The 25,659-nt window shown below is 63.5% G+C and carries 24 protein-coding genes and 1 pseudogene; 5 read left to right on the top strand and 20 right to left on the bottom strand.

What is annotated here, in order from left to right; all coding sequences use genetic code 11:
* Window positions 1–3: 3 nt before the first annotated feature.
* On the bottom strand, window positions 4–891 hold the full coding sequence (locus AC04SH_RS28480) for a sugar phosphate isomerase/epimerase family protein (protein WP_477233352.1): 888 nt from the start codon (window positions 889–891) through the stop codon (window positions 4–6).
* Window positions 892–1,292: 401 nt separating this feature from the next.
* Here AC04SH_RS28480 and AC04SH_RS28475 point away from each other — a divergent pair, with 401 nt between their 5' ends.
* The 3 genes from AC04SH_RS28475 to AC04SH_RS28465 all read left to right on the top strand — a co-directional run bounded on the left by AC04SH_RS28475 (window position 1,293) and on the right by AC04SH_RS28465 (window position 4,548).
* Window positions 1,293–2,348, top strand: a complete 1,056-nt coding sequence (locus tag AC04SH_RS28475) for a sugar phosphate isomerase/epimerase family protein (protein WP_192259230.1) — start codon at window positions 1,293–1,295, stop codon at window positions 2,346–2,348.
* Between the two features lie 60 nt (window positions 2,349–2,408).
* Window positions 2,409–3,596 (top strand): Gfo/Idh/MocA family protein, encoded by a 1,188-nt coding sequence (locus AC04SH_RS28470; protein WP_488577481.1) that lies wholly within the window; start codon window positions 2,409–2,411, stop codon window positions 3,594–3,596.
* Between the two features lie 100 nt (window positions 3,597–3,696).
* Window positions 3,697–4,548, top strand: coding sequence for a sugar phosphate isomerase/epimerase family protein (locus AC04SH_RS28465; protein ID WP_488577480.1), 852 nt, complete (start codon window positions 3,697–3,699; stop codon window positions 4,546–4,548).
* Window positions 4,549–4,814: 266 nt separating this feature from the next.
* Here the strand turns inward: AC04SH_RS28465 and phnE (AC04SH_RS28460) are convergent, their stop codons facing one another.
* From phnE (AC04SH_RS28460) to phnG, 13 genes and pseudogenes are all read right to left on the bottom strand, one after another.
* Window positions 4,815–6,179 carry a phosphonate ABC transporter, permease protein PhnE gene (gene phnE, locus AC04SH_RS28460; RefSeq protein WP_488577479.1) on the bottom strand — a complete coding sequence of 455 codons (1,365 nt, stop codon included), beginning with the start codon at window positions 6,177–6,179 and terminating at the stop codon, window positions 4,815–4,817.
* A 2-nt stretch (window positions 6,180–6,181) separates the two neighbouring features.
* Window positions 6,182–7,141 (bottom strand): phosphonate ABC transporter, permease protein PhnE, encoded by a 960-nt coding sequence (gene phnE / locus AC04SH_RS28455; RefSeq protein WP_477233347.1) that lies wholly within the window; start codon window positions 7,139–7,141, stop codon window positions 6,182–6,184.
* A 55-nt stretch (window positions 7,142–7,196) separates the two neighbouring features.
* Complete coding sequence (phnD, locus tag AC04SH_RS28450; RefSeq protein WP_488577478.1) at window positions 7,197–8,105, bottom strand: phosphonate ABC transporter substrate-binding protein; 909 nt, start codon at window positions 8,103–8,105, stop codon at window positions 7,197–7,199.
* Between the two features lie 145 nt (window positions 8,106–8,250).
* Window positions 8,251–9,099 (bottom strand): phosphonate ABC transporter ATP-binding protein, encoded by an 849-nt coding sequence (gene phnC / locus AC04SH_RS28445; RefSeq protein ID WP_488577477.1) that lies wholly within the window; start codon window positions 9,097–9,099, stop codon window positions 8,251–8,253.
* Window positions 9,100–9,234: 135 nt separating this feature from the next.
* Window positions 9,235–9,945, bottom strand: coding sequence for a DUF1868 domain-containing protein (locus tag AC04SH_RS28440; protein ID WP_488577476.1), 711 nt, complete (start codon window positions 9,943–9,945; stop codon window positions 9,235–9,237).
* Window positions 9,946–10,016: 71 nt separating this feature from the next.
* Entirely contained in the window at window positions 10,017–10,508 is a 492-nt protein-coding gene (locus AC04SH_RS28435; protein WP_488577475.1) for a GNAT family N-acetyltransferase, read from the bottom strand.
* 210 nt (window positions 10,509–10,718) lie between these two features.
* Window positions 10,719–11,336, bottom strand: a complete 618-nt coding sequence (locus AC04SH_RS28430) for a DapH/DapD/GlmU-related protein (protein ID WP_488577474.1) — start codon at window positions 11,334–11,336, stop codon at window positions 10,719–10,721.
* Entirely contained in the window at window positions 11,333–12,040 is a 708-nt protein-coding gene (gene phnL / locus AC04SH_RS28425; protein WP_488577473.1) for a phosphonate C-P lyase system protein PhnL, read from the bottom strand. Before phnL ends, AC04SH_RS28430 begins: the two co-directional genes overlap by 4 nt.
* Window positions 12,041–12,042: 2 nt before the next feature.
* The gene (gene phnK / locus AC04SH_RS28420) at window positions 12,043–12,819 is read right to left on the bottom strand and encodes a phosphonate C-P lyase system protein PhnK (protein ID WP_488577472.1); all 777 of its coding nucleotides are present in this window, start codon (window positions 12,817–12,819) and stop codon (window positions 12,043–12,045) included.
* A 137-nt stretch (window positions 12,820–12,956) separates the two neighbouring features.
* Window positions 12,957–13,796 (bottom strand): annotated as a pseudogene (locus tag AC04SH_RS28415) (alpha-D-ribose 1-methylphosphonate 5-phosphate C-P-lyase PhnJ); the annotation flags it as partial.
* Window positions 13,793–14,905 (bottom strand): carbon-phosphorus lyase complex subunit, encoded by a 1,113-nt coding sequence (locus AC04SH_RS28410; RefSeq protein WP_488577471.1) that lies wholly within the window; start codon window positions 14,903–14,905, stop codon window positions 13,793–13,795. The gene AC04SH_RS28410 and the pseudogene AC04SH_RS28415, both read right to left, overlap by 4 nt.
* Window positions 14,906–15,517 carry a phosphonate C-P lyase system protein PhnH gene (phnH, locus tag AC04SH_RS28405; protein ID WP_488577470.1) on the bottom strand — a complete coding sequence of 204 codons (612 nt, stop codon included), beginning with the start codon at window positions 15,515–15,517 and terminating at the stop codon, window positions 14,906–14,908.
* Window positions 15,517–15,978, bottom strand: coding sequence for a phosphonate C-P lyase system protein PhnG (gene phnG, locus AC04SH_RS28400; protein ID WP_488577469.1), 462 nt, complete (start codon window positions 15,976–15,978; stop codon window positions 15,517–15,519). Before phnG ends, phnH begins: the two co-directional genes overlap by 1 nt.
* Before the next feature lie 119 nt (window positions 15,979–16,097).
* Here phnG and phnF point away from each other — a divergent pair, with 119 nt between their 5' ends.
* The gene (gene phnF / locus AC04SH_RS28395) at window positions 16,098–16,847 is read left to right on the top strand and encodes a phosphonate metabolism transcriptional regulator PhnF (protein ID WP_488577468.1); all 750 of its coding nucleotides are present in this window, start codon (window positions 16,098–16,100) and stop codon (window positions 16,845–16,847) included.
* Between the two features lie 14 nt (window positions 16,848–16,861).
* Here the strand turns inward: phnF and AC04SH_RS28390 are convergent, their stop codons facing one another.
* From AC04SH_RS28390 to AC04SH_RS28365, 6 genes are all read right to left on the bottom strand, one after another.
* Window positions 16,862–17,878: a zinc-binding alcohol dehydrogenase family protein gene (locus AC04SH_RS28390; protein ID WP_488577467.1), complete on the bottom strand. Its 1,017-nt coding sequence runs from the start codon at window positions 17,876–17,878 to the stop codon at window positions 16,862–16,864.
* A 68-nt stretch (window positions 17,879–17,946) separates the two neighbouring features.
* Window positions 17,947–18,912, bottom strand: coding sequence for an ABC transporter permease (locus AC04SH_RS28385; protein WP_488577466.1), 966 nt, complete (start codon window positions 18,910–18,912; stop codon window positions 17,947–17,949).
* Window positions 18,909–20,462: a sugar ABC transporter ATP-binding protein gene (locus AC04SH_RS28380; RefSeq protein WP_488577465.1), complete on the bottom strand. Its 1,554-nt coding sequence runs from the start codon at window positions 20,460–20,462 to the stop codon at window positions 18,909–18,911. Before AC04SH_RS28380 ends, AC04SH_RS28385 begins: the two co-directional genes overlap by 4 nt.
* Before the next feature lie 147 nt (window positions 20,463–20,609).
* The gene (locus AC04SH_RS28375; protein WP_488577464.1) at window positions 20,610–21,605 is read right to left on the bottom strand and encodes a substrate-binding domain-containing protein; all 996 of its coding nucleotides are present in this window, start codon (window positions 21,603–21,605) and stop codon (window positions 20,610–20,612) included.
* Window positions 21,606–21,901: 296 nt separating this feature from the next.
* Window positions 21,902–22,900, bottom strand: a complete 999-nt coding sequence (locus tag AC04SH_RS28370; RefSeq protein ID WP_488577463.1) for an aldo/keto reductase — start codon at window positions 22,898–22,900, stop codon at window positions 21,902–21,904.
* Between the two features lie 55 nt (window positions 22,901–22,955).
* Window positions 22,956–24,461: a UxaA family hydrolase gene (locus tag AC04SH_RS28365; protein ID WP_488577462.1), complete on the bottom strand. Its 1,506-nt coding sequence runs from the start codon at window positions 24,459–24,461 to the stop codon at window positions 22,956–22,958.
* Window positions 24,462–24,725: 264 nt separating this feature from the next.
* On the opposite strand from AC04SH_RS28365, the gene AC04SH_RS28360 reads away from it, so the two are divergent.
* Window positions 24,726–25,625 carry a GntR family transcriptional regulator gene (locus AC04SH_RS28360; RefSeq protein ID WP_488577461.1) on the top strand — a complete coding sequence of 300 codons (900 nt, stop codon included), beginning with the start codon at window positions 24,726–24,728 and terminating at the stop codon, window positions 25,623–25,625.
* The last annotated feature ends 34 nt before the right edge of the window (window positions 25,626–25,659 follow it).

The raw sequence follows: 25,659 nt of genomic DNA, 5'->3' as shown, positions 1-25,659 counted from the left end.
CGGCTACTTGATCAGCGGCAACAGCGTTTCGGCGGTGATGCGCATCTGGTCGGTGTAGAATTTCTCCGTCAGCACGCTGGAGCCGTGATCCTGGATGAACTTCAGCTGTTCGGGAGAAATGTCGACCGGGTGGCGCTCGACCATGTCGGGATAGGGCGCGGCCGGCGTGCGGTCGACTGGCGCGACGAACTCGTTGGTCAGCGCGCCGTCATAGCCGACTTCCTTCAGCGTCTGCACGATCCGTGGCCAGTCGATCTGGCCGAGGCCGGCGGCGAAGCGGTTGTTGTCGGCGACGTGGAAATCGAACAGGCGCTTGCCGACCTGGCGGATGGCGTCATAGACGTTAAATTCTTCCATGTGGATGTGGTAGGCGTCGAGGCAGACGCCACATTCGGGGCTCACCGCATCGGCCAGGGCGAGGGCCTGCGCGCCGCGGTTGAACAGATAGGTCTCGAAGCGGTTGAGCGGCTCGACGGCTATCTTGACGCCGACTTTCTTGGCATGGGTGAAGCATTCGCGGGTGGCGTCGACCACCCACTTCCACTCCTCTTCCTCTGTGCCGTCCGGTACCACCTTGCCGACGGTGGCGGGCACAAGCGTGATGATCTCGCCGTCGAGCTCGCTGATCATGGTCAGCACGTCCTTGACGTACTGCACCGAGCGTTCGCGCTGACCCTGGTCCCTGGCGGCGAGGTTGCGTTCGCCGAGCATCAGCGTCACAGCACCCCAGCAGCGTATGCCGTGTTCTTTCAGCAGCGCGCGGGTCTCGTTGGTCTTGTACTGCTCGGGCTCGCCGGAAATCTCGATCGACTCGTAGCCGAATTTCTTGATGCGCTTCAGCGTCACCTCCAACGGCTCCGCGCGCATCCAGTTGTGCGTCGAAAGATGCATGGTCTATCCTTCCCAGAATTCGTCTGTACCAGTTCGCCTGCGACGCGCCTTGCCGAAGCGCGTCTCATGATTCCTCCCCAAGGCGCTCCAGCATTTTTACGCAAACTGGTTCGACCAATTGGGCCTGAATGGAGGTCTACAGCAATTTTTGTCACGCGGCAAGAACTGCCGCTGTGCGATCGCGACATCCATTTACTGTATTGATTATGCTTGCATATGTTCCCCATTTTGGGGTGCGTCGGCTGCTGCTCTTGCGAGTCAAATGGCTTGACCCATTTCCGGTATTTGGTAATACCAGAATGGCAAGTCGAGAATGCACATCACAAAAGACCAAAGAGGCTGGCCCTGCTTTCATCAGGCGCTATGCTTGGTCCCTGGAAAAATGAATTGGGAGGATGCCGATGCCGTCGACAATGAAGGGTCCGGGGCTGTTTCTGGCGCAGTTCGCGGGCGATGCCGCGCCATTCAATTCGCTGGCTTCGATCACCAAATGGGCGGCCGGTCTCGGCTACAAGGGCGTGCAGATCCCGACCTGGGACGCACGCCTGTTCGACCTCAAGAAGGCGGCGTCTTCCAAGACCTATTGCGACGAGGTGAAAGGCATCTGCGCTGACGCTGGCGTCGAGATCACCGAGCTGTCGACGCATCTTCAGGGACAGTTGGTGGCGGTTCATCCCGCCTATGACGCGCAGTTCGACGGCTTCGCGCCGGCCTCGGTGCACAACAACCCGAAGGCGCGGCAGAAATGGGCGGTCGAGCAGATGGAGTTCGGCGCCAAGGCGTCGAAGAATCTGGGCCTCAAGGCCTCGGTGACATTTTCCGGGGCGCTGGCCTTCCCTTACCTTTACCCTTGGCCACAGCGGCCGGCCGGGTTGATCGAGGAGGCCTTCGCCGAACTTGGCAAGCGCTGGAAGCCGATCCTCGACGTCTATGACGAAAATGGCGTCGATGTCGGCTACGAGATCCATCCCGGTGAAGATATCTTCGACGGCGCGACCTTCGAGATGTTCCTCGACGCGGTCGGCGGCCACAAGCGCTGCAACATCAATTACGACCCGTCGCATTTCCTGTTGCAGCAGCTCGACTATCTCGAATTCATCGACATCTATCACGAGCGGATCAAGGCATTCCACGCCAAGGACGCCGAGTTCAATCCGACGGGGCGGCAAGGTGTCTATTCCGGCTACCAGAGCTGGACCAACCGCGCCGGCCGCTTCCGCTCACTGGGCGACGGACAGGTCGATTTTGGCGGCATCTTCTCCAAGCTCACCCAGTATGGCTACGATTCCTGGGCGGTGCTGGAATGGGAATGCTGCCTCAAGCATCCGGAAGACGGCGCTGCTGAAGGCGCGCCCTTCATCCAGCACCACATCATCCGCGTGACGGAAAAGGCATTCGACGATTTCGCCGGCGGCACGACGGACAAGAAGATGCTGCGTGCGATGATGGGAATCTGACCGGCTTCGCCGGCAGTGGCAGACGCCAAAAGCAGAACGCACAAGACGAGGGAGACGATCATGGTCGGCGCATCGAAAGCTGAAACGGGAGGCGGCCCGATCCGCTATGGCATGGTCGGTGGCGGCCAGGGCGCCTTCATCGGCGCGGTGCACCGGATCGCGGCGCGCATGGACAATGACTTCGTGCTGGTGGCCGGCGCACTGTCGGCCAATCCCGAGCGCGCCAAGGCATCGGCCGCCGAACTCGGTCTCGACCCGGCGCGTTCTTATGCGTCCTATGCCGAGATGGCCAAGGCCGAGGCAAAGCGTCCCGACGGCATCGAGGCGGTGGCGATCGTCACCCCCAACAATGTGCACGTGCCGGCGGCGAAAGCTTTCCTCGAAGCCGGCATCCACGTGATCTGCGACAAGCCGTTGGCGACGACCTTGGCTGAGGCCAAGAAGCTTGCCGCGCTGGTCGAGAAGACCGGCAAGGTGTTCGTGCTGACGCACAATTACACCGCCTATCCGATGATCCGGCAGGCGCGCGAGATGGTGACCAAGGGCCAGCTTGGCGACATCCGCATCGTGCAGTCGGAATACCCGCAGGACTGGCTGACCGAAGACCTTGCCGCCACCGGCCAGAAGCAGGCGGCGTGGCGCTCCGATCCCAAGCAGGCAGGGGCGGGCGGTGCACTGGGCGACATCGGCACGCACGCCTATAATCTGGCGCGCTTCGTCTCCGGGCTGGTACTCGATTCGCTCTCGGCCGATCTCGACGCGTTCGTGCCGGGGCGGCAGCTCGACGACAATGTCAACGTCATGCTGCGCTTCAAACCGGTCGGCAAGACACATCCGGCCAAGGGCATGATCTGGGCGAGCCAGGTGGCGCCCGGCCACGAGAATGGGCTGAAGCTGCGCATCTATGGTTCGAAGGGCGGGCTGGAATGGGTACAGGCCGACCCGAACTATCTCTGGTACACGCCGTTCGGCCAGCCCAAGCAGCTGCTGACCCGCAATGGCGCCGGCGCGCTCCCGGTCGCCGGCCGCGTCAGCCGCGTGCCGTCGGGGCATCCGGAAGGCTATCTCGAAGGCTTCGCCAACATCTACCAGGAAGCCGCGCGGGCGATCCGGGCTGCACGCAAGAAGGGCGGCAAGCCGGGCAAGGATGTGGTGTTCCCGACGATCGAGGACGGCGTCGAAGGCATGGCGTTTATCGAAGCCTGCGTGAAGTCGTCGAAGAAGAATGGGGCGTGGACGAAACTTTAGGCGCGCCGCCTGTCAACGAGCGCGAAGCGGCCGGATGAGGGGGCATGGCGCGAAGCTGGCGAATGAGACCTGCGCGCCGTCACATGGGGAGGGAATGTCGATGAAAATCGGCATGTGCATGTTCTTGTGGACGACCAGTGTCTCGAAGAAGCACGGGGCGCTGCTCAGGGACATCAAGGCGACAGGTTTCGACGGGGTCGAGATCCCGGTCTTTGCCGGCGCGCCTGACGACTTCAAGAAGCTCGGCGAGATGCTCGACCGCATCGGGCTGGAGCGCACCGCTGTGACGGCGATGGGCGATCCGGCGATGAACCTGATTTCGCCGGATGCTGCCACCCGCAAGGCCGGCATCGAGTACATGAAATGGGCGATCGACTGCAGCGTGGCGCTCGGTGCCGACAGGCTGAGCGGTCCGTTGCATTCGACGCTGGGAGCCTTTTCCGGCAGTGGGCCGACCGCTGCGGAGAAAAAACGCTCGATCGCCTCGCAGCGCGCCATCGGTGATCATGCCGGCAAGCGGGGTGTCACGATCGGGCTGGAGGCGCTCAACCGTTTCGAATGCTACCTGCTCAACACGATGGCCGACCTCTCCGAGCACATCGACGCCATCGACCGGCCGCACATCAAGGCGATGTACGATACCTTCCACGCCAATATCGAGGAAGCCGACCCGATCGGCGCCTATACGAAGCATCGGCGGAACGTCGTGCATATCCATATTTCTGAGAACGATCGCGGCGTACCGGGGCGCGGCAATATTCCCTGGGCCGAGACGTTTTCGGCGATCCGCAAGAGCGGCTATGACGACTGGCTGACGATCGAGGCGTTTGGCAGGTCGCTGAAGGATCTCGCGGCGGCGACCAAGGTGTGGCGGGATTTTTCGGAGAGCCCGGAAGCGGTGTATCGCGAGGGGTACAGGCATATCAGGGATGGGTGGAGGAAGGCGGCGTAGCCATTCACTTCGTCATCCACGGGCGGAGCGGGAGCGAAGCGGACGCGGAGACCCGAGGATCCATGCCGCGACTGTCAAGCGCCGCAGCGGTGCAGGCAGGGGATGCGAATGGGCGTCTCTTTTTGCACCGAAGCATTCTAGCACAGACGTCCCGGCATGGATCCTCGGGTCTGCGCTGCGTCGCTTCGCTCCTTGCTTCGCCCGTGGATGACGAAGGCGCGGTGGCCGCCGCCACTTGATCGCCGGCACTGATGGCTTCGGCTTGGCTACCCCTGCTCGGCCTGGATCCTGTTGTAATCATGGATCGTCCGGCTGAGTCTGCGGCGCAGGAAGTTCGAGATGTTGTCGAAGACGAAGACGACAAACAGCGTCAACAGCACCATGTAGAAGACGTTGGCCCAGTTGGAATTGGTGCGCATCGCTTCCCACAGTTTCAGGCCGATGCCGCCGGCGCCGACAGCGCCGATGATGGTGGCGCCTCTTGTGTTGGATTCCCACTGGTAGAGCGTCTGGCTGATGAAAACCGGGATCACTTCCGGCATGACGCCGTAGCGCTGCACCAGCAGGCCATTGGCGCCGGTGGACTTGATGCCTTCGCGTGGCTTGTCGTCGATGTTTTCCAGGCTTTCCGAATAGGTTTTGCCGAGCGTGCCGATCTCGGTGAAGAAGATCGCGGCACTGCCAGCGAGCGGTCCGGGGCCGAAGGCGCGGGTGAAGAACAGCGCCCAGATCAGCATGTCGACCGAGCGCATGAAATCGAAGAAGCGCTTTAGCACCTGGCTGAGCAGCCCGCTCGGCGTGATGTTGCGGGCGGCGAAGAAGGCCAGCGGAAAGGCGACGAAAGCGCCGAGCAAGGTGCCGAGAAACGCCATTACGATGGTCTGCAGCAGTTTCGTCCAGACGTCGCCATGCTGCCACTGCGCATTGTTCCAGATGTTGTCGCCCGCCAGAGCGAGGTTCGAGGTGCCGAGCTTCAGTTCGGGTCCCGACCAGATCAGCGAGATCACTTCACCGGCCGATTTGCCGAAGAAGGGCGAGCGCGTGTCGAAGACGAAATTCGCCCAGCCGAGGAAGCGCTTGCGCACCTTCACGCGATCGACAGTGACGCGCACCTCGCCGACAAAGCCCATCTTGGCGACGATCTCGTCGTCATGCGCGGTGATCCAGTCGGGCACCGGCCCCGAAATCACCGGCTTGCCGCTGGTCAGCGCGACCGGCACCGTCTGGCCATTAGCGACAATCGTCGCTTTGGTCTTGTCGAAGGTGACGGATTTGGCCTGACCGTCGATCAGGACCGTGAAGGTGCCGTCCGCATTCCGGACGACCCAGTCTGGATTGGGGTTGTCGCCAAGGGCGGAAAAGCGCGGGTATTTCGGCGTGATCTCGGGCTGGTCGAGGCGGAATTCCGGCTGCAGATCGTAGCTGATCCATTGCGACAGGAAGAGCGGCAGGCGCTCCCAATGCGATTCCCGCATCACTTGCGGCAGGTTGAAGAACCACAAGGCGTAAATGAGGTAAAGCACGGTGCCGGCGACCAGGAACAGCGGCCAGAAGCGCTGGTGGAACGGGCGATGGAACACATGCGGATAGCGGTCCTCGATGGCTTTGATCTCGTCGGCGGTCATCGCCATAGTCAGGCCCCGCCCATCAAAAAGGCTTGCTCGCCAACCAGCTTGCGGCGCAGCCACGCGGAAAACTGGTCGATGATGAAGATGGTCGTGAACAGGAGCAGCACCAGCGCCAGCGTCTTGGCGCCGAAGCCGCGCGAGATGGAGAGCTTCAACTCTTCGCCGATGCCGCCGCCGCCGACGGCGCCGATGATGGTCGAGGCGCGTACGTTAATTTCGACGCGCAGCAGCGTGTAGGACATGAAATTGGGCAGCACCTGCGGCAGGTCGGCGAAACGCACCCGCTCGAACCAGTTAGCGCCGACCGCTTTCAGGCCTTCCTCGGCGCGCATGTCGATGTTCTCGTTGATCTCGTAGAACAGCTTGCCGAGCGCGCCGATCGAATGCAGGCCGATCGCGATGATGGCGGCGATCGGCCCGGTCGAGACGATGGCCGCGAACAGGCCGGCAATGACGATCTCCGGAAAGGCGCGCAGTAATTCCATGAAGCGCTTGACGACGAGCCGCAGCACGGGATGCGGCGTCAGGTTGCGCGCGGCGATGAAAGAAAACGGCACCGCGAAGATGAAGCCGATGAAGGTCGAGACCAGCGCCACGTTGACCGTGGTCAGCATCAGCTCGAAATATTCGGGGATGTAGAAGCCGCCCCAGATGTAGACGCGACCGAGCGGGAAGTTGAATTCCTGGGTGCCGGTGTCATGTGGGGAAGCAATGTCGAACAGCGCCCGCCAGACGTCGTTCCAGTCCTTGGGGATCAGCCAGCTGAGGAAATCGAGGATGTGCGGCAGCCGGTCCCAGAAGTGGCCGGCGTTGGCCTCGTCGGCGAACCACATGCTGGAAAGCATCGCGGCAAGCAGCAGACCGACGCCGAGCACGGTGTAGAGCCGGCGCAGCGATGTCTGGCGTCGCCAGGCATCGGCCGTCTGGTGAGGGGCGCCGGAGGGGGCTGTCACGGAAAGGGTCATGATCGGAGATGCAAAAAGGGCGGTGCTTCGAGCACCGCCCCTTTCGATTTCGCCGTTAGCCGCCGATGGCTGCCTTACGGGCTTCGACGATGACGCTGTAGAAGTCAGGCTTGACCGGGACGTAGCCGGTGAAATCGCCGCCCTCGACGCCTTCGAAGCAGGCCTTGTCCTTCTTCGGCAGGTCGGTGAAGAACGCGGTCAGCTTGGCGGTCATGTCGTCACCGAGTGCGGTGCGCACGACCAGCGGGCCGTTCGGGATCAGGCCCGAGCGCCAGACTTCGACGAAGTCGTTGGGATCGACGGCGCCCTTGGCGACTTCCTTGTGGAAGGTGCCGGAGGTGTAGCCGTTCTTGAAGTCGCCGATGCCCGAGGAATCGTCCACCGCCACGTCGACCTTCCCGTCGCGGACAGCGAGGATGTTGTTCTCATGGCCGCCATTGAACTGGGTCGAGGCGAAGAAGGTTTCGTTCGAGGCGCCGGTGTCCTTCGGGATCTGGGTCAGCGGGATCAGGTAGCCCGAGGTCGAATCCGGATCGGCGTAACCGAGCTTCTTGCCCTTGGCCGACTTGATGTCGGTGATGCCCGAGGACTTCAGCGCCAGGCCGATCGAATAATAGCCGGTGGCGCCGTCGGTCTGCTGGCTGGTGAGGATCGGGGTGACCGCCTTCGGGTCCTTGATGTAGACGCTGGCGTAGCCGGAGGCGCCGAGTTCGGCGAAGTCGAGCGTGCCGCCGAGCAGGCCCTGGATGACGCCGTCATAGTCGGCGGCCGGGAACAGCGACACTTTTTCGAAGCCGAATTCGGTCTTCAGATGGTCGGCCAGGCACTGGTAGTTGCGCAGACGGTCGGTTTCGTTTTCGCCGCCGAGGATGCCGACGCGGAATTCCTTGAGGTCGGCCGCGTGGGCCATGCTGGTTGCCATGGCGAGCACCGATACGGCGCTGAATACCATCTTCCTGAACATTTTATCTCTCCTGTAAGTTCCGGCCCCGCGCCGGCAGCGTTCTTGATTTTTGCAGGTGCCCTTGACGCGGGCGGTCGATCCCAGTCGCTCAGTTCTTGTCCATGATCTTTTCCGAAAACCGGTATCCACTTTTCGGGATCATGGATCAGTACCCGGGGAATGCCGGCTCGAGCGGGCTGGCGGATGCTTCGATCTTTTGCTTGTAGGCGATGCTGGTCGAGGTGATGGCCTCGGAGATTTCAGCGCCATTGCTGTCGGCGCCATAGACCTGGCGCACCGCTTCGCGGTTGAGCTCTTCCGGCGCGCCGTCGAACACGACCTTGCCGGCGGCCATGCCGATGATGCGGTTGCAATAGGCCCGCGCCGTGTCCAGCGTGTGCAGATTGGTGACGACGGTGATGCCTTCGCGCAGATTTATGTCCTGCAACGAGTCCATCACCACCTTGGCGTTGAGCGGGTCGAGCGAAGCGATCGGCTCGTCGGCGAGCAGCACCTTCGGTTGCTGCATCATGGCGCGGGCAACGGCGACACGCTGCTGCTGGCCGCCGGACAGCGTGCCGGCGGGCTGAAGTGCGGTGCGGGCGATGTCGAGGCGCTCGAGCGCTGCGACCGCCTCGGCGCATTCGGCGCGGGTAAACATGCCCAGCAGGTTGGAGACGGTCGAGCGGTGATTGAGCCGGCCGAGCAGAACGTTGGTCAGGACGTCAAGGCGCGGCACAAGGTTGAACTGCTGGAAGATCATGGCGCAATCGCGCTGCCAGCGCCTGAGCGGCGAGCCGCGCAGCCGGGAAACCTCAGCGCCGTCAAAAAAAATCGACCCCTGGCTGGGGTCGATGAGACGGTTGATCATGCGAAGAAGGGTGGACTTGCCGGCGCCGGAGCGACCGATGATGCCGACCATCTGGCCCTGCGGGATCGACAGGTCGATGGCGCTGACGGCGGTGTTCTTGCCAAATCGGCGGGACACGCCGCGGATTTCGAGCGTTGCTGACATGGCTTAACTTTCAGTCCGGTCGCAGTTTGAAGGTCTGTTAACCCTCGCTAGCGCAGCCGCATGAACCTGCGGTGTCGGATTGATGTCAGTTTTGTTACCGCCCACAGACCCGTGCGCCGGTGGTGCTGCCGCTGGTCAGCCAAGCACCAGCAACTCCTCGAAATGGTTCATGTCCTTGAAGTTGCAGAAGGCCGGCGGCTGCAACTCGATCATCGGCGCCTTGCGGGCGAACTCGGCGAGACTGTCGTCGAAGAAGTCCTGCCAAGCGGTGGCCCTGTCGTCGGCGAGGCGCTGGATCGGGTAGGCAAACGTGATGTGGAAGGCGTAAGTGTCGTGATCGGGGTGGCGGTAGCCGAACGGTACTGACAGCGCGTCGCGCCAGGCGCTCATGACGCGCCGGTCCTCCTCCGTTGCGCCGGCAACGGTGAGCCCGGTCGGCACGACTTCGATCACCTCGACCTTGAATGGGCCGCGGCTCCGGAAGCCCTTCAAGCGCTCCAGATAGAGGCTGGTCATGGCGTCGATGCTGGTGTCGAGCGGCACGTCCTGCGGCCAGTAAGGCAGGCGGCGGCGATATTCGATTATGCCCTGGAACAGCGTCATGTGCAGGCTGGAGATGGGCGTGAAGGCGAGCCGGTCGGCATCCGGCATGGCGCGCATGCGCTCGCGTACCTCGATGACCACGGCTTCGGAAGGAGAGCCTTGGACGAGGTGGCTGACCACCGTGTTGCCGGGTTCGAGGAGGAAGTTGCCCGATGTGTCGTAACGGGTGCCGAGATGCACCGGCGGCGCCGGATTGGTGCCTTCGAAGAATCCGGCAAGCGAGGGTTTGACTGTGGCGAGCATGAGCGATCTCCTTGGGGAGATGGCGTCCTGTCCGAGTCATGTGTCAAGGGTATGAAACCCGCACACCTCTACTACAGCATGCGGTGCATCACGAAAGCGTCGACATATCCCAGCCGCGGATGGTCGAATGCTTGCGGTATCGTTCCGACAATTTCGAAGCCCAGCCGACGCCACAGCTTCACCGCACGCTCGTTGCTGCTGATGACGAAGTTGAACTGCATGGCGCGGAAGCCGCGCTCGGCAGCCTGCTGCAACGAATGCAGGCACATCGCCGTGGCGACGCCTCGGCCGCTCGATGCCGCCGACGTGACGTAGCCGCAATTGGCGACATGCGCGCCGCCGCTGCGCTGGTTGGCGTGGAGATAGTAGCAGCCAATCACGTCGCCGGCTTCCTCCGCGACGAACACATCGTGCCCATCGGAAAACCAGTAGCCCAGCGCTTGGTCGCGGTTCCAGTCGCGGGGCAGCGCATAAGTTTCGCCGGCCTGCAGGACGGGTTCGAGAATGGACCAGATCGCATCTGCGTCGGCCGGCGTGGCGGGACGAATGGTCGGCACGGTCAAGAACCCGTGTGGGATGGATCAAAGCCAGATCGCGGCAAGGATGCCGAAAAAGATCAGAACGACGAAGGCTGTCACGATTCCGGGCTTCACGCCAGAGGCCGGAGGTGCGGAAACGTCCCTTCGCAAAGGCTGCATGAAACCCTCAAACATCCTGTATATTAGCATTGGCGCATTTCCTGAACACCGGCGAAAACGCGCGAGGGGTCGGCGCTAACCGCCGTATTTTTCCAGGAACGCCTCAGCCTCTAGCTCGCGAAAATCGTCGAGCGCGGCGCGCAGCCTGGCATGGTCCCAATCCCACCAGGCGAGTGCCTGGTAGCGCTCCGCCGTGCGGCGGTCGAAGCGCTCGCGGATCGGCTTTGCCGGCACGCCGCCGACGATGGTGTAGGGCGCGACATCTTTAGACACCACCGCACCGGCGCCGACCGCGGCGCCGTCCCCGACGGTGATGCCGGGCAGGATGGTCGAGCCGTGGCCGAGCCAGGTGTCGTGGCCGATGGTGACGCGCTTGGCACGCCGCTGGGCGAAGAATTCGCTCTCATGCTCAGCGTCGTCCCAATAGTCGGAGGCGCGGTAGGTGAAGTGATGCAGCGTCGGGCGCCAGGTCGGGTGGTTGGTGGCGTTGATGCGCACGCTTGCTGCGATGTTGGAAAACTTGCCGATCGTCGCGCACCAGATGGCGCAGTCCTGCATCATGTAGGAATAGTCGCCGAGGATGCTCTCGGACACCCGGCTGCGGTCGGCGATCTCGGTCCAGCGGCCCAATGTCGAATTTTCGACCTGCGCCGTTTCGTGGACGAATGGCGCCTCCGACAATTTCCTGCTCATGCGGCGATTTTTCCGGCGGCGAAAGAGGTGACGTCGATGATGCGATCAGCGACAGCGTCACGGACATCCAGGTCATGGAAGATGCCGAGCAAAGCGACGCCCGCCGCCTTTTTGGCGGCGATCAGCGCAACAACGACATCCCGGTTTTTGGCATCGAGCGAAGCGGTCGGCTCGTCGAGCAAAAGGACCGGATGCTCGGTGATGAAGCCGCGCGCGATGTTGACGCGCTGCTGCTCACCGCCGGAGAAGGTCGCCGGCGGCAGCGCCCAGAGCTTTTCCGGCAGGTTCAGCTGCGCCAAAAGCGACCGCGCCTTCGTCCGCGCTACCTCGCGCTCCTCGCCGCGCTCGACCAGCGGCTCGGCTACAACGTCCAGCGCCGAGACGCGTGGTACCGTGCGCAGGAACTGGCTGACATAGCCGATCGTCTGGCGGCGTACCGAGAGAAGCGTGCGCGGGCTGGCCGTGGCGAGATCGATCAGGCCGCCCTCATGCTGGACGATGATCTGGCCTTCATCGACGGCATAGTTGCCATAGAGCATCTTCAGGATCGAGCTCTTGCCGGCGCCGGAGGGGCCGCCGAGCACGGCGCATTCGCCGGCCCTGATCGAAAACGAGACCCCGGCGACGACCGGCAGTTTGATGCCGTCGCGCAAATGCATGGTGAAGCTCTTGGCGACGTCGGAGACAACGAGGGGCGTAGCCATGGTCACACCTGGAGGATCGAGGAAACGAGAAGCTGGGTGTAGGGCGCGCGTGGGTCGTCGAGGACGCGGTCGGTGAGACCGCTTTCGACAACGCGGCCGTCCTTCATCACCATCATGCGCTGCGACAGGAGCCGCGCAACGGCGAGGTCGTGGGTGACGACGATGGCCGCCAGGCCCAGATCGGTGACCAGGCCGCGCAACAGATCGAGCAGGCGTGCCTGCACCGAGACGTCGAGGCCGCCGGTAGGCTCATCCATGAACACCAGCCGCGGGCCGGTGACGAGGTTGCGGGCGATCTGCAGGCGCTGGCGCATGCCGCCGGAAAAGGCGCGCGGCTCATCGTCGATACGATCCTCGTCGATCTCGACCCGAGACACCCAGTCGACGGCGGTGGCGCGGATCTTGCCGTAATGGCGGTCGCCGACCGCCATCAGCCGCTCTCCGACATTGGCGCCGGCCGACACCGTCATGCGCAATCCGTCGGCCGGGTTCTGATGGACGAAGCCCCAGTCCGTGCGCATCAAAAAGCGGCGCTCGGCCTCGCTCATGCGATAGAGCTCGCGGAACTGGCCGTCACGCATGCGGTAGCTGGCGGTGCCGGAAGAGGGCAACAGCCGCGTCGACAGGCAGTTGAGCAGCGTCGTCTTGCCGGAGCCGGACTCACCGACGACAGCCAGCACTTCACCCGGCCACAGGTCGAAGGTGACGTTCTCGCAGCCGACACGAGAGCCGTAGAATTTGGACAGCGCCGAGACGCGCAGCAGCGGTTCGTCGGTCATTGCGCCTCCTTACCCTCCCCCTTGTGGGGAGGGTCGGCGCGTAGCGCCGGGGTGGGGGTTGAGAGGGACGTGGATTGATCCAGACCCCCACCCGCGCCTTCGGCGCGACCTCCCCACAAGGGGGAGGTAGGGGCGTTGCGCCTTTTCTCGCAATGGTCGGTGTCGGAGCAGACAAACATGTGGCCGCCATGGTCGTCGAGGATGACCTCGTCGAGATAGACATTTTCGGCCGCGCACAGCGCACAGGGCTGGTCGAAGGTCTGCACCTCGAACGGATGGTCCTCGAAGTCGAGGCTGACGACATCGGTGAAGGGCGGCACGGCGTAGATGCGTTTTTCGCGGCCGGCGCCGAACAGCTGCAAGGCCGGCGAGCGGTGCATCTTGGGATTGTCGAATTTCGGCGTCGGCGACGGGTCCATGACATAGCGGCCCTCGACCTTGACCGGATAGGCATAGGTGGTGGCGATGCGGCCGTGTTTGGCGATGTCCTCGTAGAGCTTGACATGCATCAGCCCGTACTCCTCGAGCGCATGCATTTTGCGGGTCTCGGTCTCACGCGGCTCGAGGAAGCGCAGCGGCTCGGGGATCGGCACCTGATAGACCAGAACCTGCCCGGCGCTGAGCGGATGTTCGGGGATGCGGTGGCGGGTCTGGATGATCGAGGCGCTGGCAGTGTCGGTAGTGACAGCGACATTGGCGACCTTCTTGAAGAAGGCACGGATCGAGACGGCATTGGTGGTGTCGTCGGCGCCCTGGTCGATGACCTTCAGCACATCGTCGGGGCCGATGATCGAGGCGGTGACCTGGACGCCGCCAGTGCCCCAGCCATAGGGCATCGGCATTTCGCGCGAGGCGAACGGCACCTGATAGCCGGGGATGGCGATGCCCTTGAGGATCGCCCGGCGGATCATCCTTTTGGTCTGCTCGTCGAGATAGGCGAAGTTGTAGGTGGCGATGTCGGTCGGTTGGGCGGTCATTCCGCGGCCTCCTTCTTTTCGTCCATCGCGATGGGGTTCTCACGCGCTTCGTACGCGGCGCGCATGCGGCGCACGAGGTCGAGCTCGGCCTGAAAGTCGACATAATGCGGCAGCTTCAGATGCTCGACGAAGCCGGTCGCCTGGACATTGTCGGAGTGTGAAATGACGAACTCCTCATCCTGCGCAGCGGCGACGACATCCTCGCCGAGTTCGGCGGCGCGCAACGCGCGGTCGCAGAGCGCCATGGCCATCGCCTTGCGCTCGCTCTGGCCGAACACCAGGCCGTAGCCGCGGGTGAATTGCGGCGGCGCCTTGGCCGAGCCCTTGAACTGGTTGACCATCTGGCACTCGGTGACGCGAACACGGCCGAGCGGCACGGCGAAGGGCAGTTCCGGCACGTCGAGCTCCAGCTCGACCTCGCCGATGCGGATCTCGCCGACAAAAGGATGGTTGCGGGCATAGCCGCGCTGGGTGGAATAGCCGAGCGCCAGCAGGAACCCTTCATCGCCACGCGACAGTGCCTGCAGACGGATGTCGCGCGCCATCGGGAATTCCAGCGGCTCACGGGTGATGTCGCCGGGAACATGGTCCTGCGCCATCTCGCCGTCCGGCTCGATCAGGCCTTCGCGGGCAAGGATCGCCGAAACGCGCGGCATCGCCTCCGCTTCACCAACGCGCTGCAACGGCTCGGCGACATCGGCGCCGGCGGCAACCTCGGGGTCGAGCAGCCGGTGGGTGTAGTCGAAGGTCGGCCCAAGCAACTGGCCGCCGGGCAAATCCTTGTAGGTCGCCGACACGCGCCGCTCGACCAGCATGGCGCCGGTGTCGATGGGATTGCTGTAGCCGAAGCGCGGCAGCGTCGTGCGATAGGCGCGCACCAGGAAGATCGCCTCGATCATGTCGCCGCGCGCCTGGACGATGGCGAGCGCGGCCAGTTCACGATCGTAAAGCGAGCCTTCGCTCATCACCCGGTCGACGCCGAGCGCCAGCTGCTCGACGATCTGGTCGAGGCGCAGTGCCGGCACCGAACGGTCGCCGCGCCGGCGGTCGGCAAGCAGGCTGTGGGCATTGGCAATTGCGGCTTCGCCGCCTTTTACCGCGACATACATCTACGCCTCCATCGTCTTGATGCGCGTTGTGCGCGGCAGGCAGGCGATGCCGTCGGGGGCCGCGAGGATGATGTCGACGCCGCGTGGAAAGCGGCTGACATTTTGCTTCCACTGTTCGACGAAATGACGCGGCATCTGCGCCGGGGCGATGGTCGCGGTCTTCTCGATGCCGGGACCTTCGAGCAGCAGCGGCGCCCCGGAGACGAGATCGCCGACCTGCAGGATCAGTGTCGTCGAACGGTCGGGATAGTCCTGCGTGCCTTGCGAAAAGCCGTCGAGCGCCGCCATCTCCGCCGGGTTGGCGATCAGGGCGAAATGCGCATCGGCCGGCGTGTTGGCAAGCGACGCACCCGTGTGGAAGCCGAGCCAGGATTTGACCGCCGCGGACGCCTGCAGAGCGGGGTCGAGCCAGAGCGGCGTGTCGTTGTCGCACAGCGCCAGCGCGATGGCGCCGGCGGTGGCCGACAGCGGCGCCGGCGGGCGCGCGAAGACCGGCAGAGGCTGCACGCTGCCCGGCCGCGCCATGGCATCCATGACGGCGCGGAAGACGGTCTGGGCGTTGAACACCGGATCGGCGAAACCGCCGTCGATCGATTGGGCTGCGATGTCCATCAGTCTTCTCCGCGCACCATGGTGAAGAAATCCACTTTCGTTGCCGCCGTCTCGGCGTGGCGCTTTTCGCGCGCTTCGGCCTGGGCAGCGCGCAATGGCGCGACCAGCGCTGTCTCGACCGTCTGGCGCTGGGCTGGGTCCTGCCAGAGCGCGTCGGCGATCGCCGCCAGCTTCGCCTTCTTCCGGTCGCGGCCGAGCATGTAACTGTGGCCGACCTGCCCGGTCGGCAGCCGCACGGTGGCGCGGGTGACCGTGGTCTCGCCGACATTGAAGGGCGCGCCGCCGCCGCCGATGCGGCCGCGTACGGTGACCAGGCCGGTTTCCGGCCCGCGCAAAAGCTCGGCTTCCGAGGTCAGGCCGGCTTCGTTCCAGAGCCGGGCGATGTCGTCGCCGCCCGCCTGCGCCAGCGTCGCCATGACGGCTTTGCGCTCGGCCTGGTCGCGGGCTTCCTGTCCTCGCATGCAGCAACTCCCTTAACGTGTAAAATTTATCTAGTGATATAGACAACTATACAAATTATACCTATTATCTAACCCGTGTCCATGACGGGTGGATGACAGGGGCGTGATCGGGGGCAAAAATGGCCGGGCAACAGATGGCGAGCAGCATTGAACGGCGCAGCGGCGTCTCATTGTGGCGGCAGATCGCCGACCAGATCCTGCACTCGATCGCCGCCGGCGATTTTGCCGAGAATGCCGCGCTGCCGCCAGAGGTGGCGCTGGCCGAACGCTACGGCGTCAACCGCCACACGGTACGCAGCGCCATATCAGCGCTGGTTCAGGAAGGCGTGCTGCGAGCCGAACAGGGGCGCGGCACCTTCGTCTTGTCGCGCAAGCGGCTGTCCTACCCGATCGGCGCCCGCACACGGTTCTCGACGGGCCTGCAAGGGCAGACATCGGAACGGCATATCGTGCTGCTCACATCAGCGGTCGAGCCGGCCAGCCAGCGCGTCGCCGACGGGCTTGGGCTTGTGAGGGGCACTGAGGTGATCCGGCTGGAGACGCGCGGCGAAGCCGACGGACGGCCGGTGTCGCGCGCCGCCAGCTGGTACGAGGCAAAGCGTTTCGCAGGCATCGATGCCGTGATGGCGGAGACCGGTTCGATCACCGCCTCGCTCCGGCGTTTCGGCGTGGATGATTATCTCAGGCAATCGACGGTGCTGTCGGCACACCATGCCGATGCCGCCGACCTTGCCGACCTCAACTTGCAGCCGGGGGCCATCGTGCTGGTCGCCGTCGCCGTCAACGTCACGCCGGATGGCCGACCGATCCAGTTCTCCGAAACGCGGTTTCCGGCGGAGCGGGTGGAGCTGAAACTGTCGGCGCTGTAAGCCGCCTGCTGGCCTTATGCGATCTCTATCACGGCCTTGATCAGCCCCGATTTCTCATGCGCCCAGCGGGCGAGATCGTGCGGTGTGCCGGCCAGCGTGGTGCGGTGGGTGACGAGTTTTGCCAGCGGCACGGCGCCGTTGCGGATGGAGGCGGCGACGTGGTCGAAGTCGGCCTTGAGCGCATTTCGGCTGCCGACCAAGGTCATCTCGCGCTTGTGGAATTCGGGGTCGGAAAAGACGATGTCGTCCTTGACAACGCTCACCAGAACCAGCGTGCCGCCATGCGCGACGTGGGCGAAGGCAGATTGCACCGAGGCGGTGTTGCCGGTGGCGTCGAAAACCACGTCGAAGCCTTCGGCGCCGGTTGCATCGCGCACCAGTTCGGCTGCCGCCTTTTGCGAGCCGTCGAGCGTGGCGAAGCCGAGTTCGCCTTTGGCAAAATCCAGCCGCTCCGTGCTCATGTCGAGCAGGCTAACATCGAGCCCGGCAATGCGGGCGAAGATCGCCGTGCCAAGCCCGATCGGCCCTGCGCCGATGACCAGCGTGCGGGCGCCTGGTTCAGCGCGGGCACGGCGCACGGCATGCGCGCCGATGGCGAGAAATTCGACGGCTGCGGCATCGGCCAGCGACAGGCCGTTTGCCGGATAAAGATTCTGCGCCGGCACCAGGATCTGCTCGGCCATGGCGCCGTCGCGATGCACGCCGAGCACTTCGATCCGCACACAGCAATTCGGCTTGCCCTGCCGGCAGGCGATGCATTTGCCGCAAGCGAGGTAGGGGTTGATGATGACGGGCTCGCCGACGGCGAGTTCGACGCCTTCACCGGCCTCGACGATGGTGCCCGACACCTCATGGCCCATGATGCGGGGATAGGCGAGGAACGGGTGCTTGCCCTCGAAAATATGATAATCGGTGCCGCAGATGCCGATATGGCTGACCGCGATCAGCGCCCAGCCGGCAGGCGGAGCGCCAGGTGCGGCGCGGTCTTCAAGGACAAGGTCGCCGGGCGAGCGGCAAACGACGGCTTTCATTCAGCAATTCCAGTGTTCAAAAAAGGCGCCGGTCCGTCGAGCGGACCGGCGAAGACAGTCAGGGAGGATTATTTGCCGCGACGGCGCAAGCCGTCGAAGTAGACGATGACGATGATCAGCACACCGGTGATGATGCGCTGCCAGAAGGCGTTGACGTTCAGGAGATTGGCGCCGTTGTTGATGGTGGCGAGGATGAAGGCGCCGAGCAGCGGGCCATGCACCGAGCCGACAGCGCCGAACAGCGAGGTGCCGCCGATGACCGACGAGGCGATCGCCTGTAGCTCCCAGCCCTCGGCCTGGGTCGGATTGCCGATGCCGATGCGCGACGCCAGGAGCACGCCGACGAAGGCGGCGCAGAGGCCAGACAGCGTGTAGGCCATGTAGATGGTGCGCTGGACGTTAACGCCGGAGAGTCGCGAGGCCTCGGCGTTGGAGCCGACCGAGAAGAGATAGCGGCCCCAGCGGCTGTGATGCAGGAATATGTAGGCCGGGATGCCGACAAGGATCACCATCCAGAAAAGGTTGGGGACGCCGATGAAGGAGTTGCGCGAAAACTCCTGGAAGGCGTCGTTGTTGATCGAGATCGAGTTGCCGTTGGTCATCAACAGGCCGATGCCGCGCAGCGAGGTCAGTGTCGCCAGCGTGATGATGAAGGGCGGCAGGCCCATCTTGACGATGCCGAAGCCATGGAACAGGCCGATGGCGACGCCGACGAGCAGAGTCAGCAGGATGGCGATAAAGACCGGCACGCCGGCATTGATCAGCATGGCAGCGATGACGGTGGCGAAGCCGACGACGGCGCCGACGGACAGGTCGATGCCGCCGGTGATGATGACGAAGGTCTGGCCGACCGCCAGGATGGCGATCATCGAGCCCTGGCGCAAAAGGTTCGATATGTTGTTGCCTGAGGCGAAGCTCTGCGTCGCCACCGACAGGATCACCCACAACAGAACCAGCAGCGCCAGCAGCGTCAGCCCGAACAGGGCGTTGTAATTGCGTTTCGGCTTTTCGGCAGGAACGGCTTCGGTGCTCATGTCTGTCCTCCCAGCTTTTCTTGTTTCTCGGCGAGCGCCTGTGTGAGAATCTCTTCGTGGTCGGCGGTGCGGAAGCCATGTGTGGCGACCAGCTTGCCGCGCCGGAAGACGTGCAGCGTATCGGCCAGTTCGTAGACTTCCGGCAGATAGGACGAGATCAGGATGATGCCGGCGCCTTTCGACAAAAGCGCGCCGAACAGGCGATAGATCTCGGCCTTGGTGCCGACATCGACGCCGACCGTCGGCTCGTCGAAGATGAACAGCTTGGCGCCATGCGCCAGCCATTTGCCGATGACGATCTTCTGCTGGTTGCCGCCAGACAGGCTGGACGCCAGCGCGCCGCGCGTCGGCGTCTTGATCCGGAGGCCGGCGATCTGGCGGTCGGCCTCGGCCTTCTCCTTGGCGCCGGAGATCAGCATGTTGCTGGAAATGCGCTTGTAGATCGGCAGGTTGAGGTTGAGGGCGACCGGCAAATTGAGGCACAGACCCTGGTCGCGGCGGCTTTCCGGCGCCAGCGCCATGCCAAGCTTGATCGCGTCGTGTTCGGAGTTGATCAGCACCGGCTTGCCTTCCCACAGGATCTGGCCGGCCGACTTCTTGTGGCGGCCATAAAGCGTGGTGACGAACTCGCTGCGGCCGGCGCCGATCAGGCCGTAGAGGCCGACGATCTCGCCCGCGCGGACACTCATCGAAACGTTCTCGAACCCTTTGCCGGAGAGGTTCTTCGTTTCGACGATGGTCGCACCCGGCGTGAAATGCTCCTTGTGATAGACCTGCTCGATCGAGCGGTTGATCATCAGCTTGACCAGCTCGGCGTCGTTGGTCTCGGCAATGTTGCGGGTGCCGACCAGCGTGCCGTCGCGCAGCACCGAGACGCGGTCGGCGAGCTCGAAGACTTCTTCCATGCGATGGCTGATGTAGATGATGGTGACGCCTTCGCCCTTCAACCGGCGGATCAGCGTGAACAGCTGGTCGGCTTCCTTGCGGGTGAGATAAGCGGTCGGCTCGTCGAAAATCAGGAATTTGGTGCCGCGCACGGTGGCGCGGGCCGCGGCGATCAATTGCTGTTGGCCGATGGTGAGATCGCCCAGCGTGACATGCGCCGGCAGGTCGAAGCCGAGATCGTCGATGATCTTCTGCGCTTCCTTGACCATGGCGCGCTGCTGCAGGATGCCGAAGCGCGAATTCTCCTCGCCGAGGAACATGTTGGCGGCGACGGTAAGATGGCGGCAAAGCACCACTTCCTGGTGCACGGCATTGATGCCGAGCGCCATCGCCTCGTGCGGGGTGGCGAGTGCCGCCGGCTTGCCTTCCCAGATGACATCGCCGGAGGTGCGCGGCATGACGCCGGTCAGAAGCTTGATGAGGGTCGATTTGCCGGCACCGTTCTCGCCGACGATGGCGTGGATCTCGCCCGCCTTGAAGGCAAGGTGGACCGGCTTCAGCGCGTGTGTGCCGGGATAGCGCTTTTCCAGCCCGTGCAGTTCGAGGATCGTCCTGCCAGGCTCCAGCGTGGGGGCGGGGTGCAGGTCTTGCGCCGTCGACGTCATGACAATCCTCCCAGATTGGTCTTACGAATGGGCACGCAGCGATGCTGTCGGATTGCATCGTCAAGGCATTCGGCCGGCTTCTGTAAGGGCCGGTGAGGGTGTTTCCGGGGCAACGAGGCCCCGGAAACGATGCGCTTGTGGAAAGGCTTAGTCGAGCTTCGGATTGAGCAGCGCGTCGATCTTCGGCTCTTTCATATTGGCCTTGGTGACCAGGTTGGCGCCGGTGTCAACATTGGCTTCGACCTTCTCGCCCTTGGAGGCGGCGAGCGCGGTCTTGATGCCGTCATAGCCCATCCGGTACGGGTCCTGGACGACGAGACCGGAGATGACGCCGTCATTGAGGAACTTGATCAGCTTCTCGTCGCTGTCGAAACCGATCAGCCCGACCTTGCCGGCAAGGTTGTTCTCGGCGATCGCCTGGCCAACGCCCTGCGCCATGATCAGGTTGGAGGCGAAGATGCCTTTCAGGTCCGGATTGGCGGTGATCAGGTCGGTGGCGATGTTAAGGCCGGTGGTGGCCTGGCCGTCAGCATATTTGTCGGCGATCAGTTCGAGGCCGGGATACTTGGCCTTGAGCTGTTCCTTGAAGCCCTGCGCGCGCTGTTCGAGCGAGCCGGCGCCGGGAAGCGCGGTGATCAGCGCAACCTTGCCCTCGACCTTGCCGCCATTGGCTTCGCCGATGGCCGCGGCAAGGCCGTCAGCGGCGACGCGGCCGCCTTGGACGTTGTCGGTGGTCAGGAACGAGGTGAAGGCCTTGGAGTCGGCGCCGGAGTCGATGCCGATGACCTTGACCTTGCTGGCTGCTTCATCGATCGGCTTGCCGAGCGCCTTGAATTCGGTCGGCGAAATGACGACGGCGGCCGGGTTGCCGGCGACGGCGTTTTCGAGGATCGAAATCTGGCCGTTGACGTCGGTTTCAGCCTGAGCGCCGAGTTCCGGCACGTTGACACCGAGATCCTTGCCGGCCTTGCGGGCGCCGGCCAGAACGATCTGCCAGTAGAAGGACGTGGTGTCCTTGACGATGATCGGAATGGTCACATCCGCCGCCGAAGCCGGCGCCGTGTGCAGCGCGCCGGCAAGCATCGAGGCGGCAGCGAGCGCGACGAGTGAGCGGCGGTTGAGAATGCTGGTCATGAATTTCATTAGGAATCCTCCCTAGATCGCCCGGTGAAGGTTACGGAAGCTCCATTCGGATAGGCGCGGCCCAAACAGAACTTTATCAATAAAAAACAGTTGCCGCTTTTTGATAGTGCATCGATCCAGCCGACGCAAGCGGTGTTTCATATCGGCCTGCACATGGCTCGGCGGAGAAGCCTCCTTGCCGATCCTCAATGCCACGTCCAGACGCTCCCGATCCTCCTTGATTGCGATGGAATATTAATTCCATCATCTAGTCAATATGGAATGTTCATTCTTTCTTGAGAATCACGCGATCGTCGTCATCCGAGTTCCTGAACGACGGTGTAAGGAGCATATTTTGCGAATTCCGTTTGCGGCACCTCGACGTCGAACAGGTCGAGATTGCGTGTCAGATTGGCGGCTTTGGCTGTTCCGGTCAGCACGCTGGCCACGACCGGTTCGTGCAGCGGGAACTGCAGCGCGGCCGCCGCCAGCGGATAGTCACCCTCGGTGGCGATTTTCTCCATCGCGCCGACGCGCTCCAAGATGTCCTCCGTCGCCGGCAGATAGTCGAAATGCGCGCCATGTACGGGGCCGGTCGCCAGGATGCCGGAGTTGAAGACGCCGCCGATGATCAGCGAAGTCTGCCGCTGCCTGCAGAGCGGCAAAAGATCGGCCTCGGCCGAGCGATCGAGCAGCGAATAGCGGCTGGCGAGCAGGATGCAGTCGAGCGGGGCTTCGCGCAGCACGTCGAGGCAGATTTGCACCTCGTTGACGCCGAGCCCATAGGCGGAAATGACGCCGGACGATTTCAGCTCTTCCAGAGCCTTCAAGCCGCCATCCATCAACTGGCGAAAGTGCACTTTCGTCTTCTCGACACCATGCGTGTAGGTGCCGATGTCGTGAACAAACAGGACGTCTATCCGGTTTAGCCCGAGCCGCGCATAGGAGAACTCGACCGAGCGCATGATGCCGTCATAGGAATAGTCGTAGTCGAGCGCGAAAGGCAGCGGGTCGACATAGGAATGATCGGGAACCTGATCTTCCGGCACGGGGCGAAACAGGCGCCCGACCTTGGTCGACAGCACATAGGAGTCTCGCGGCTTGTAGCGCAGGAAATCACCGGTCCGCCGTTCCGACAGGCCGAAGCCATAGAAGGGCGCGGTGTCGAAATAGCGCAGGCCGGCTTCCCAGGCGGTCTGCAGCGTCTCCATCGCCGCCTCGCGCGGGCAGGCCCGGTAGAGGCCGCCGATCGCCGCGCCGCCGAAGCTCATCTCGGTGACCTCGAGCGCAGTCGTGCCGATGCGGCGTTTGTCCATCCAAAGCCTCCCTTGCGGACTCACTTTTGCAGCCCGTAGTTTTTTGGTCAGTGTTTTAGAGCGTTGCGCCGAGGTGCCACGGCACGAACTCGTTGTCGCCGTAGCCGAACGCCTCGCTCTTGGTCTTGCGGCCCGACGCCGTCTCGACGATCAGTTCGAACAGCTCACGGCCCATACCGGCGATTGTCTTTTCGCCGGAGGCGATGACGCCGCAATTGACGTCCATGTCCTCTTCCATCTGGTGGTACATGGTCGAGTTGGTAGCGACCTTGATCGACGGTGTCGGCCGGCAACCGAAGCAGGAGCCGCGGCCGGTGGTGAAGACGATGATGTTGGCGCCGCCCGCCACCTGGCCGGTCGCCGAGACCGGGTCGTAGCCGGGCGTGTCCATGAACACCAGGCCGCTGCCGGTGACCTTCTCGGCGTAGCCGAAGACGCCGTTGAGCGGCGTCTGGCCGCCCTTGGCAACCGCGCCCAGCGACTTTTCCAGAATGGTGGTCAGGCCGCCGCGCTTGTTGCCGGGCGAAGGGTTGTTGTCGATCGAGGCGCCATGCTTGGCGACATGGTCCTCCCACCACTTGACGAAACCGTCGAGCTTCTTGGCGATCTCCGGCGTTGCCGCGCGATAGGCGAGCAGATGCTCGGCGCCATAGATCTCCGTCGTCTCGGACAAGATGCCGATGCCGCCTACGCCGGCCAGGATGTCGACGGCCGCACCAAGTGCTGGATTGGCCGTGATGCCCGACATGCCGTCGGAGCCGCCGCATTGCAGGCCGACAACAATCTCGCTGACCGGGATCGGCTCACGCTGCAATGTGCCGACTTCCTCGGCGATTTCAGCCAGAACGCCCATCGCCTTCTCCACCGATTTGCGCGAACCACCGGCGTCCTGGATGTTGAAATGGCGTTTTCCGGCGGCCGCACCCTTTTGGCCGTAGAGGGTGAGCTGATTGACCTCGCAGCCGAGACCGACCATCAGCACGCCGCCGAAATTCGGATGGCGGGCATAGCCGGCGAGCGTGCGGTGCAGCACCATCATGCCGTCGCCGGTGGCGCTCATGCCGCAGCCCTGGCCGTGGACGATCGGTACGAAGCCGTCGATCCCCGGATATTTCGGCAACAGCACGCGGTTGGCCTCGTCGGCAATGGCGTGGCAGACGGTGGCCGAACAATTGACGCTGGCAATGATGCCGACGAAGTTGCGGGTGCCGGCTCGGCCATCGGCGCGGCGGTAGCCCATGAAGGTGCGGGCGCGGTCGGCTTCCGTCGCGTGCTCGGCCTCACTCGGCGGCACCACCGGCAGGCGGCCGCTCTCGAAAACCAGATTGTGCGAATGGACGTGCTCGCCAGGTGCGATGTCCTGCGTGGCGCGGCCGATGGCCTGCGCATACTTGACCACCGCTTCGCCGGCGGCGATAGGCTTGATCGCCACCTTGTGGCCGGGCTCGATCAAGGCCGTGGCGACGGCGCCGCCGGGCAGAGTGGTGCCGATCTCTATGCGGCCATTGGCGACCGCGACATTGTCGGCGGGGGACAGAAGAATGCTGTTCGAGGCGTTCACGGGCAGTTTCCTGGGTCTGTTCCTGGGGGATGCGCGGATTGACACGCGTCTGTTTCCATATAATGTCTTTTATCGGGAAAAAACATTTGTGCGTCAATTTGTTTTTTCAGGAGGAGACCCCATGCATCCGATGGACGCGTGGGTTGTAGGGAGCCGCGTCTGACACGCAAAGCGTTTTGCTTTGCCGGGTCATGCGCTAGGAAACATCTGTGATATCGCGCTTCAAGCCAGCCACAGCAAGCGCCGGTGCGCAACGGGACAGGGATGTCGAAGAGCAACAACGTCTACAAGGATGCTTACAACAGGGGTCTGCGGTTGCTCGATGAAACGCAGAGCCTGCCGTCCGAGCCGGAGTTGGGCACCCTGCTCGGCGTCAGCCGCACCACCGTGCGCACCATTCTGGCGCGTATGGAAGAGACCGGGCTTATCGCCTGGAATAAGCGCAGCAAGACCGTGCTCAGGGCGCCGAAGCCTGACGATTTCTTCCCCGAGGAAGAGACCGACACGCTGGCGCAGATCATCGAGCGCTCGTTCATGCGCAGGTTGCTCGCCGGCGGCGCCGAGGCCGGCATGCAGATCAACGAGCTCGAACTGGCGCGCGAGATCGGCGTCGGCACGACCAGCGTGCGCGAATTCCTGATCCGATTCTCCCGCTTCGGCCTGATCGAGAAGCGGCGCAACAGCCACTGGGTGCTGAAGGGTTTTACGCGCGCCTTTGCGCTTGAGCTGACCGAAATCCGCGAGATGTTCGAGATACGCTCTGCGGCAGCCTTTGCCGCCTTGCCGCAGGACAGCCCGGTGTGGGCCGATCTCGACCGCCTGGAGGACGAGCACCGGCTACTGGCCAGCGAGATCGCCACCCGCTTCAACGAATTCTCCGAGCTGGACGAGCGCTTCCACCGGCTGATCCACCGCGCCTCGCACAATCGCTTCATTGTCGATTTCTACGACGTCATCGCCATGATCTTCCACTACCACTACCAGTGGAACAAGGCGCAGGAGCGCGAGCGCAACGAAGTCGCGGTTGGCGAGCATCTCGCCTATATCGCAGCGCTGAAATCGCGCGATCTCGGCAAGGTCGATACCGCCTGCCGCAAGCATCTGAAGTCGGCGCGCAACACGTTGCTGACCTCGATTCCGGAACCCGGTCGGATCGCGTCTTAACGCGCCGCGTTGCCGCAGCAATGATTTGGCGATT

The organism is Mesorhizobium sp. CNPSo 4688, from assembly GCF_057784295.1.
The sequence above is the reverse complement of the archived record's forward strand: the minus strand, read 5'-3'. Positions and strand labels throughout refer to the sequence as shown.